This window comes from Mycobacterium sp. E1715 (assembly GCF_001667625.1).
Classification (GTDB): Bacteria; Actinomycetota; Actinomycetes; order Mycobacteriales; family Mycobacteriaceae; genus Mycobacterium.
Map to the genome: position 1 here is coordinate 1 of NZ_LZJJ01000044.1, position 10,121 is coordinate 10,121.

The 10,121-nt window shown below is 69.4% G+C and carries 7 protein-coding genes and 1 tRNA gene; 5 read left to right on the forward strand and 3 right to left on the reverse strand.

The genetic code is table 11. The annotated features are described in order from the left end of the window. Positions 1–275 precede the first annotated feature (275 nt). A complete protein-coding gene (topA, locus tag A9X03_RS02595) occupies positions 276–3,068 on the forward strand; it encodes a type I DNA topoisomerase (protein ID WP_067758811.1) in 2,793 nt (930 codons plus the stop codon). A 3-nt stretch (positions 3,069–3,071) separates the two neighbouring features. Here the strand turns inward: topA and A9X03_RS02600 are convergent, their stop codons facing one another. Continuing rightward, on the reverse strand, positions 3,072–4,781 hold the full coding sequence (locus A9X03_RS02600; RefSeq protein ID WP_369830989.1) for an adenylate/guanylate cyclase domain-containing protein: 1,710 nt from the start codon (positions 4,779–4,781) through the stop codon (positions 3,072–3,074). Between the two features lie 70 nt (positions 4,782–4,851). Between A9X03_RS02600 and A9X03_RS02605 the strand changes: the two genes are divergently transcribed. Together A9X03_RS02605 and A9X03_RS02610 are read left to right on the forward strand one after the other, a co-directional pair. Next, complete coding sequence (locus A9X03_RS02605) at positions 4,852–6,060, forward strand: DNA polymerase III subunit delta' (protein ID WP_067758806.1); 1,209 nt, start codon at positions 4,852–4,854, stop codon at positions 6,058–6,060. 51 nt (positions 6,061–6,111) lie between these two features. Continuing rightward, positions 6,112–6,187: transfer RNA gene (locus tag A9X03_RS02610), tRNA-Thr, on the forward strand. Here A9X03_RS02610 and A9X03_RS02615 read toward each other — a convergent pair. Then, positions 6,175–6,777: a TetR/AcrR family transcriptional regulator gene (locus A9X03_RS02615; RefSeq protein WP_197505034.1), complete on the reverse strand. Its 603-nt coding sequence runs from the start codon at positions 6,775–6,777 to the stop codon at positions 6,175–6,177. The genes A9X03_RS02610 and A9X03_RS02615 overlap by 13 nt on opposite strands. 74 nt (positions 6,778–6,851) lie before the next feature. Between A9X03_RS02615 and A9X03_RS02620 the strand changes: the two genes are divergently transcribed. Then, positions 6,852–8,066 carry an aromatic ring-hydroxylating dioxygenase subunit alpha gene (locus A9X03_RS02620; protein WP_231975333.1) on the forward strand — a complete coding sequence of 405 codons (1,215 nt, stop codon included), beginning with the start codon at positions 6,852–6,854 and terminating at the stop codon, positions 8,064–8,066. 1 nt (position 8,067) lies between these two features. Then, a complete protein-coding gene (locus A9X03_RS02625; RefSeq protein WP_068259556.1) occupies positions 8,068–8,868 on the forward strand; it encodes a hypothetical protein in 801 nt (266 codons plus the stop codon). On the opposite strand, the gene A9X03_RS02630 is transcribed toward A9X03_RS02625, so the two are convergent. Next, a partial coding sequence (locus A9X03_RS02630) for a hypothetical protein (RefSeq protein WP_068259558.1) occupies positions 8,865–10,121 on the reverse strand: 1,257 nt, incomplete at its 5' end. The genes A9X03_RS02625 and A9X03_RS02630 overlap by 4 nt on opposite strands.

Below are 10,121 nucleotides of genomic sequence, written 5' to 3' on the forward strand. Positions count from 1 at the left end.
TCGTCGGCTATCACGCCTGGTAGAGAACGTGGGCGAAGCCCCAGACGGCGTTGACGCGTCAGCGGTGTGGCCGCGGGTATAACCGCGGAAAAAGATTTGTCCTGCGGGCAGTCGGTTTGCGCAGTCGCGCCCAAGGGTGGGAAATTGTCAGGTGCCCGAAGGCGAAGGAACGCTGGCGTATCTGAATTTCCCCGGAATTTCTGGCGCTGGCCTGTCATTCTTCTGCGGGGCGGCCTCGCAGGGGGGCCGAGATCAAGGATGGAGCGTAAGCGTAGTTGGCCGACCCGAATCTCAAGGACCGCGAGAGCGGCCGGGCTGGGAGCCGTAGGCGACTCGTCATTGTCGAGTCGCCGACCAAGGCGCGCAAACTGGCCGGCTACCTGGGCTCCAACTACATAGTGGAATCCTCCCGCGGCCACATCCGCGACCTGCCCCGCGCCGCGGCCGACGTGCCGGCGAAATACAAGTCGGAGCCCTGGGCGAGGCTCGGAGTCAACGTCGACCACGACTTCGAACCGCTCTACATCATCAGCCCCGAGAAGAAGAGCACCGTCAGCGAGCTGAAGGGCCTGCTCAAGGGCGTCGACGAGCTCTATCTGGCCACGGACGGTGACCGCGAGGGCGAGGCGATCGCCTGGCACCTGCTGGAAACCCTGAAGCCGAACATCCCGGTCAAGCGGATGGTGTTCCACGAGATCACCGAGCCCGCCATCCTGGAGGCCGCCGAAAACCCCCGTGACCTGGACATCGACCTGGTCGATGCGCAGGAAACCCGCCGCATCCTGGACCGGCTCTACGGCTACGAGGTCAGCCCGGTGCTGTGGAAGAAGGTGGCGCCGAAGCTGTCGGCGGGCCGGGTCCAGTCGGTGGCCACCCGCATCATCGTGCAGCGGGAACGCGATCGGATGGCGTTCCGCAGCGCCTCCTACTGGGACATCGTGGCCCAGCTGGACGCCAGCGTGTCCGACCCGCAGGCGTCACCGCCCACCTTCTCCGCCCGGCTGGCAGGCGTTGACGGCCTGCGCGTGGCCACCGGCCGCGATTTCGACTCGCTGGGCCAGCTGCGCAAGGCCGACGAGGTCACCGTTCTCAACGAGACCCAGGCGACCGAGCTGGCCGCCGGGCTGCGCGGCGCCCAACTGGCGGTCGCCTCGGTGGAGGAGAAGCCGTACACCCGGCGGCCCTACGCGCCGTTCATGACGTCGACGCTGCAGCAGGAGGCGGGCCGCAAGCTGCGGTTCTCGTCGGAGCGCACCATGAGCATCGCCCAGCGGCTCTACGAGAACGGCTACATCACCTATATGCGTACCGACTCGACCACGCTGTCGCAGTCGGCGATCAACGCCGCGCGCACCCAGGCGCGTCAGCTCTACGGCGAGGAATACGTCTCGCCGTCGCCGCGGCAGTACACCCGCAAGGTGAAGAACGCCCAGGAGGCGCACGAGGCCATCCGGCCCGCCGGCGAGGCGTTCGCCACCCCGGACGCGGTGCGCCGCGAGCTCGACGGCGACGAATTTCGGCTCTACGAGCTGATCTGGCAGCGCACCGTGGCCTCGCAGATGGCCGACGCGCGCGGGACGACGTTGAGCCTGCGGATCAACGGTGAATCCGGCGGCCGCCAGGTCGTGTTCTCGGCCAGCGGGCGCACCATCACGTTCGCCGGCTTTCTGAAGGCGTACGTGGAGACCGTCGACGAATTGGCCGGCGGCGAGGCCGACGACGCCGAGAGCCGGCTGCCGCAGCTGACGCAGGGCCAGCGGCTGGACGCCATCGAGCTCACCCCGGACGGCCACGCCACCAACCCGCCGGCACGCTACACCGAGGCGTCGCTGGTGAAGGCGCTCGAGGAGCTGGGCATCGGCCGGCCGTCGACGTACTCGTCGATCATCAAGACCATCCAGGACCGCGGCTACGTGCACAAGAAGGGCAGCGCCCTGGTGCCCTCCTGGGTCGCATTCGCCGTAACCGGTTTGCTGGAACAGCATTTCGGCCGGCTCGTCGATTACGGCTTCACCGCCGCGATGGAGGACGAACTCGACGCGATCGCCTCCGGGCAGGAGCGGCGCACGGACTGGCTGAACCGTTTCTACTTCGGCGGTGACCATGGCGTGGCCGATTCGGTGGCGCGCTCCGGTGGTCTCAAGAAACTCGTCGGCGTCAACCTCGAAGGGATCGACGCCCGAGAAGTCAACTCCATCAAGCTCTTTGACGATGAGCAGGGTCGCCCCGTGTACGTCCGGGTGGGCAAGAACGGGCCCTACCTGGAACGCATGGTGACCGGCGACGACGGTGAACCGACGCCGCAGCGGGCCAACCTCAACGACTCGCTGACGCCCGACGAGCTGACGCTGGAGGTGGCCGAGCAGCTGTTCGCCACGCCGCAAGAGGGGCGCACGTTGGGCGTCGACCCGGAAACGGGTCACGAGATCGTCGCCAAGGACGGCCGGTACGGGCCGTACGTGACCGAGGTACTGCCGCCGCCGCCCGACGAGGAGGGTGGCGCCCCGGCGAAGAAGGGGAAGAAGCCCACCGGGCCCAAGCCCCGCACCGGCTCGCTATTGCGCAGCATGGACCTGCAGAGCGTCACGCTCGAGGACGCGCTGAAGCTGCTGTCGCTGCCCCGGGTGGTCGGAGTCGACCCGCAGACCGGTGAGGAGATCACCGCGCAGAACGGTCGCTACGGCCCATACCTGAAGCGCGGCACCGATTCTCGTTCTCTGGCGACCGAGGAGCAGATCTTCGAGATCACGCTGGACGAGGCGCTGAAGATCTACGCCGAGCCCAAACGCCGCGGTAGGCAGGGGGCGGCCGCGCCGCCGTTGCGGGAGCTGGGCGCCGACCCGGCGACCGGCAAGCCGATGGTGATCAAGGACGGCCGGTTCGGGCCCTACGTCACCGACGGCGAGACCAACGCGAGCCTGCGCAAGGGCGACGACGTCCTGTCGATCACCGACGAGCGCGCCGCCGAACTGCTGGCCGACCGGCGGGCGCGCGGTCCGGTGAAGCGGCCCGCGAAGAAGGCCGCCCGCAAGAAAGCGCCGGCCAAGAAGGCCGCCAAGCGCACCTAGGCCCTAGTAGCCGGGGCCGATCGACTCGCTGTGCAGCTCCTCGGCGGACCGCACGGGCTGGGAGTCCGTGGATCCGGCGAGCTTCACCGGCCGGGCCAGCTGGGTGGGGGCGGTGCGGCCGCGCAGCTCGACCACCTCGCCGACGTCCCAGCACAAGGCCTCGGCGTCGAGCGCGCCGCTGACCGCGATCGCCGACGCCAGCACGTGGCCGGACTCCAGCTTGGCCAGCTCGGTCAGCCGGGCGGCCTCGTTGACCGGGTCGCCGATCACCGTGTACTCGAAGCGGGCCTGCGCGCCGATGTGCCCGGCGATCGCCCTGCCCGCCGACACCCCGATCCCGAATTCCGCCGAACCGATCACCGGGAGGAGCTCGTCGTGCAGCTCGCGGGCCGCGGCCAGCGCGCCACCGGACGCGTCGGGATGCTCGATCGGCGCCCCGAAGATGGCCAGCGCGGCGTCGCCCTGGAACTTGTTGACGAAACCGCCGTGCCGGCCGACGGTTTCGACCACCACCCGGAAGAACTCGTTGAGCAGGTGGACCACCTCGGCGGGCGGTCGGGTCGCGGCGAGCTTGGTGGAGCCGACCAGGTCGACGAACAGGACCGCCACGTGGCGCTCCTGGCCGCCCAGCTCGGTGCCGCGCTCCAGCGCCCGGCGGGCCACGTCTTCGCCGACATAGCGGCCGAACAGGTCGCGCAGCCGCTGCCGCTCGGACAGGTCGCGCACCATGTCGTTGAAGCCGGCCTGCAGCAGGCCGAGTTCGCTGGCGTCGTAGATCTGCATGTGCGCGTTGTAGTTTCCGCGCTGCACCTCCGACAGCGCCCACCGCAGCTGGCGCAGCGGGTCGGCGATGGACATGGCGACCAGCAGGGTGCTGACGAAGCCGATGCCCAGCGCCGCCAGCGCCAGCAGGAGGATCGGCGTGAACAGCTTCTCGGGGGTGGCGTGCAGCAGGGACGCCTTGTCCGCCATCACCGCCAGCACGATGGCCAGCACCGGGACGGCGGTCGACAGCATCCAGGTCAGGATCTGCCGCAGGATGACGCCCGGCGCCTGGACGTTCTCGGGGACGCCGCTGCGCAGGGCCGCCACGGCGACCGGCCGCAGCACCCGCTCGGACTGCAGGTAGCCGATGATGGCCGTCGCCGCCGCGCCGAGCCCGGTGGCGACGGCCACGACGGGCGCCGCGAACCGGGCCACCGACCAGCTGGCGATGATGAACACCACCCCGCCGATGCACCAGGCGACCATGCTGATCAGCGTGCGGTAGAAGGGCATTCGCAGGGCGCGGCTACGGGCCAGCTCGGTGGCGGCCGGGTCGGCCTCGGCCAGCAGGTTGTCACGGCGCTGCCAGCGGAAGACCGGCATCAGCAGCTTCAGGTTCACCATCCAGCCGGCCAGGAACAGCAACACCAGCGCGGTGCCGAAGACCGCCAGGTTCAGCACCGGGAGATCTTGCAGCTGGATGCGGTCCTCGGGCGGCAGCGCGTAACGCAGGAAGCCGAGTACGAAGAGGGCGCCGATGATGTCGGCCTGCAGCATGCTCAGCGAGAACAGCGGCCACGGCGTGCGCACCACCCACCGGACGAATCCGCTGATCCGCCCGGGCAGTGCTGCCGGTGTTGCCACGATCCCACCGTATCGGTCAGCAGGGACTTGTCGGAAACTTACAACGATCTCGACGCGTCCCCGCGTGGGCCGAAAAGAGGCCAAATGTAACGGGATCGTCGCGATACGGTGGCCGATCGGTATATGTCGGCGGTGGTGGCTACTGTTACCGGTGATGTCCGGGGTGTTTACGCGGCTGGTAGGCCAGGACGTGGTGACGGCCGAGCTGCTCGCCGCCGCCAGGGCGGCCCGCGGTGACTTGGTTCACAGCGGCGCGGGCGACGGGACTATGACACATGCGTGGCTGATCACGGGTCCTCCCGGGTCGGGGCGCTCGGTCGCGGCGCTGTGCTTCGCCGCCGCGTTGCAGTGCACCTCCGACGGGGAACCGGGGTGCGGTCAGTGCCGGGCCTGCACCACGACCATGGCGGGCACCCACGCCGACGTCCGCCGGGTGGTCCCGGAGGGGCTGTCGATCGGGGTGGACGACATGCGGGCCATCGTGCAGATCGCGTCGCGGCGTCCGGCGACCGGGCACCGGCAGATCGTGGTGATCGAGGACGCCGACCGGCTCACCGAGGGCGCCGCCAACGCGCTGCTCAAGGTCGTCGAGGAGCCGCCGCCGTCGACGGTGTTCCTGTTGTGCGCGCCGTCGGTGGATCCGGAGGACATCGCCATCACGCTGCGTTCCCGGTGCAGGCACGTCGCGCTGGTCACCCCGCCGACCGAGGCGATCGCCCGCGTGCTGGTCGACAGCGACGGCCTGAGCCCCGAGACCGCGGACTGGGCGGCGTCGGTCAGCGGCGGCCACGTGGGCCGGGCGCGGCGGCTGGCCACCGATCCCGAGGCCCGCGAGCGCCGGGAACGGGCGCTGGCGCTGGTGCGCGACGCCGCGACCCCGTCGCGGGCCTACGCCGCCGCCGAGGAGCTGGTCGCCGCGGCGGAGGCCGAGGCGGTGGTGCTCACCGCGGACCGCGCCGAGGCCGAGACCGAGGAGCTGCGGACGGCCCTGGGCGCCGGCGGCACCGGCAAGGGCACCGCCGGGGCGATGCGCGGCGCCACGGGCGCGATGAAGGACCTCGAGCGGCGGCAGAAGTCGCGTCAGACCCGGGCCTCGCGCGACGCGCTCGACCGGGCGCTGATCGACCTGGCCACTTATTTCCGCGATGCGCTGATGGTCTCGGCCGGTGCCGGGTCGGTGCGGCACAACCATCCGGACATGGCCGACCGGGTGTCGGCGCTGGCCGCGCACTCCTCGCCGCAGCGGCTGCTGCGCTGCATCGAAGCGGTCCTGGAGTGCCGCGAAGCGTTGGCGATCAACGTCAAGCCCAAGTTCGCCGTCGACGCGATGGTGGCCACCTTCGGCCAGGAACTGCGCGACTAACTTGGGGGTGCCCGCCCCGCTGCCGTAGACTCGTGCCGCCCTGAAGGGCACGCCACCTTAGCTCAGTCGGTAGAGCGGCTCACTCGTAATGAGCAGGTCAGGAGTTCGATTCTCCTAGGTGGCTCCATCCGGTAGCAGCACCTCGATCAGGCGCTCCACCCGCTCGCTAACCGCGGCGCGCGACGCCCTGATCGCCGACAGGTCATCGAAGTGACAAAGCCCGAGGAGCAGCAGAAACACGACTTTCGTCGTGGCTTGCGGGTTTGGATCAGCCCCCAGGGTTCCGACGAAGCGGTCCGCGTAATCCCGATGCCACTGCGCGATCAGGGACGCCAACCGCTCGTCGCGCCGGCTGGCCAGGTGCAGCTCGGCGATCAGCCGGCGGTTCTGTGTCATCTCCGGCCGCAGGTAGGCCATCGCGATCGCTTGCAGGGTCCCGGCACCGCGTCCCGCCCGCAGCGCGGCCGCGGTGATCTGGTCGAGGGCACGCACCGCCGCCGCGTACAGCAATTCCTCCCGGCTGTGAAAGTGGTTGTACACGGCGGTCGGTGAGACGCCCGCCCGCTCCGCGATCCGTGGCAGCGTGCTCCCCTCAAAACCCCTTTCGACGCATACCGTCGCCGCGGCGTCAAGGAGTCGCTGCGCGGTCAACTGCCCGTCCGAGTTCGGCGGGCGGCCCCGCGGGCGACGCGCGGGCGCCTTCTGCTTGTTCGGCATGCTCGCCATTCTTGCGGGCAGAAGGCAGCATGTCTTGATAAATGAACGACCATTCATATAATCGGATGGTGGCGATGGGCTCGCGGGTGATGGACGGGGTAAAGCGGCACGCGCAAGCCGAGGCGGATCGGCGGGTGTATCCGCCGGACTTCCCGGTGCTCCCGCCCGTGCCCGCCGGGCGGTATTTCGACGCCGATTTCGCCAAGCTCGAAGCCGCCGCGGTCTTTTCGCGCTCGTGGTTGTTCGTCGCCCACGCCGATCAGCTGCGCAACCCCGGCGACTACCTCCTGCTCGAGCAGCTCGACAAGCCGGTCATGCTGATCCGCGGCCGGGACAACGTCGTTCGCGCCTTCTACAACACCTGCCGGCACCGGGGGGCCGCGCTCGTCGAAGAGTCGCGGGGCAACGTCGGCCGCAGGCTCACGTGCCCGTTCCACGCGTGGACGTACTCGCTCGAGGGGAAACTTGTCGGCTACCCCGAGGCGTCCAACTTCTCCGGCCTGGACCCTACGTGCCACGGCCTGGCCGAGGTCCGGTGCGAGTCGTGGGGACCCCTCGTGTTCGTCAACCTCGACCGCGATGCGCAGCCGTTGTCCGCGTTTCTCGGGCCGGTCGGCGAGGAGCTGAGCGACTTCGCCGAGCTCGACGGGCGGCTGCACCTGGTGGATCGCACGGTGCGCGACGTCCCGGTCAACTGGAAGCTGCCCGTCGACGCCAATCTCGAGACCTACCATGTCAACTACGTGCACCGCGCCACGGCCGCGCGCGCACTTCAGCAGTCGGCGACCGGCATACAGCTGCTGCGCAACGGCCATTCCCGGATGCTCGTCTCGTATCGCGACGGCATCGACGGCGAATCGCTCTCACCGTTCCCGTGCGTATTTCCCGGCCTCGGTGATCTGCCATTCCAGGGCACGTTCTCCTACCACGTCTTCCCGAACCTGAGCATCGTGTTCAACGGCGCCGGGTTCGTCTTCTTGATCACGAATTGGCCGACCGGCCCGGCCACGTCGACGTACCGCGTCCACTGGTGTTCGTCGCTCGCTGCGGAGGGCAACCGGGAGACCCACGACGCCTTCATCGCGGTCTTGTCCCAGGTGCTCTTCGAGGACCTCGGCGTCCTGCCCGGCGCCCAGCGGTCGCTGAACGCAGGAGCCCTCGAGTCGCTGCGGCTCGGCTACCACGAGCGGCGGATCTATTATCTGCACGAAGCCATCGACCGGGCCATCGGCATCGAGCGCGTCCCCGAATCTCTTTGTGTATCACAGCTTCTCGGCCCGGACGAGTGAGGTGCATCCCTTCGTCGCGCTGATGCGCCGCTACTGCATCGACTATACGAACTCGCACGACCAATCGGTCTGCGCGGAGATCATGGAGCCCGACTACGTCGTGCACATCAACGGCCTGGCGCTCGTCCGGTCGACCACCTATGCCGACGCCGTTCGCCAAATCTTCGACGCCGCACCGGGTCTGGGCATCGTCGTGCACGAGTTCGTGCTCAACGGCGATCGCCTGTGCATGCACTTCAGTGAGCACGCGGCCATGCCGGCGGGACAGAAGCGCGCTCTCACCTGCTGGCGCGGCGTCGGACTGTACAAGTGGAACGGCACTCGTTTGACGGAAAACTACGTTGAGCAGGACTACTTCGCGATGCGGGCCCAAATCGCCGGCGGCCAAGCGCATCCGCTGATCCCGCCGCACATCGATCCATGGATGTCGACCGAGGCGGTGCCCGCCGACCCCGACGCCGAAGCAATCGTGCGCGCGTGGCTGGAAAGGGGAGATCTCGCCGACGCCGACGTCCACGAGATCGACGACGAACGCATCGGCGCCACCCACCAAGCGGTGCTCGATCCGCGCGGCGTCGTGGTCAACGACTTGTTCTCCGCGGGCGACGACGTTCCGTTCCATGTCACGATCCACGGCGCCTACCGGGGTGGCCTGGGTGCCGGCTCCGAACCATTCGTCGGAAAGCCGGCCTCGTTGCACGCCGCCGGGATCGCCCGCGTCGCCGATGGCGCCGTCGCCTCCGTGAAAGCCGTGACCGGACGCGCTCAGACGTTCGCTGAGCTCAGACGTGACGCGCGTTAGGCCGGCGCGAGGAAACCCACCGGGCCCGACGCGACGCACAACGCCAGCGCGGTGGTGTTGGCGCGCACGGTGATCGCATCCCCGGCGCCCGGCAGGCGGGCGAAGACGCGGTTGAGGCCCGGGTGCACGGGCACCTTGGCTTCCGGTCCCTGCGTCAGCGCCAGCGTCATGGTTCCCTCGCTGTTGGCCAGGTAGTTGAGCTCGACGCTCCAGTCGGCCGGCAACAGCGGTCCGTCGAGAACCAGGCGCGCGGGCTTGTCCGGCTGCGCGAAATACCCGCACTGCGGCATGGGTCCCGGAACGATCGTCCGCACCCAGGTCACCCGCGCCTTGACCAGTCGGCCCGAGCTGTCCAGCATCCGCAATTGCGTTGTCGCCGAAGCGAATTCGGGCCTATCCCGGAGCAGGGCGAACAGGTGGCTGGCCAGGTTCTCCGGTGCCGCCACCCGCTGCAGCACCAGCGGATCGACCTCCTGGTCGAGCAGCGGGGCGGTCGAGGCGGCGTGTGCCGCGGCCAGGTCGGCCCGAGCGTTCCGCAGATAGGGCTGGGCCGGGTTGTCGCGCCAGCTGGTCAAAAACGTCGCCGTCGAATACAGGCTGCTGGCCACGAACAACACCGCCAGGCCCAGCGTCACCGCCGCGCGCCTGGGCGAGGCATCGAGCCAGCGCGGCGCGGCGGGCCGGTTCGGCGCGCACAACGCGACTGCGGCCAGCAGCGCGAGCACAAACACGAGATCCGGGAAATACCGCAGGGTTTGGGCGAGTTCGAGTGCGGTCTGCTTCGACGAGCGCATCAGGTAGATCGGCACCTGGCAGGCGACCGCGTAGCCGGCGGCGGTCACCCACACCGGCCCGATGCGCTGCTTGCGCAGCAATGACACCGCGAGGGTGCCCGCCAGCACCAGCCAGCCGAGCGCCATCACCGACGGCGGGGGCGTCGCCCACGGCGAGGCGGGTGCCCAGCGGTCCCAATGCCAGGGCCCGCCGGCCAGCCCCGGCACGATGCCGTGGGTGATCGATCGCGCCAGCAGCTCGGAGGTCATCGCCAGGTCCGAACTCCAGCGCCGCTGGTTCACCACAGCCAGGTACAGCGCGATCCAGCCCGCGGTCAAAGACAGCGTCGGGATCCACAACCGCAGCCCGGCCCGCCACACCGTGAGCAGCGCCGCCCGATCCCCCTGCACGTGGCGCAGCAGCGCGGTCACCGCGAACGCGACGAACGGGATCACCGCGGCCTTCTCGAAGAACAGCAG

Bases quoted from the DNA above. Each gene is read 5' to 3' on its own strand.
- A9X03_RS02615 (WP_197505034.1), bottom strand. From the start codon at position 6,777: ATGCCGAACAAGCAGAAGGCGCCCGCGCGTCGCCCGCGGGGCCGCCCG.
- A9X03_RS02605 (WP_067758806.1), top strand. From the start codon at position 4,852: ATGTCCGGGGTGTTTACGCGGCTGGTAGGCCAGGACGTGGTGACGGCC.
- A9X03_RS02620 (WP_231975333.1), top strand. From the start codon at position 6,852: ATGGGCTCGCGGGTGATGGACGGGGTAAAGCGGCACGCGCAAGCCGAG.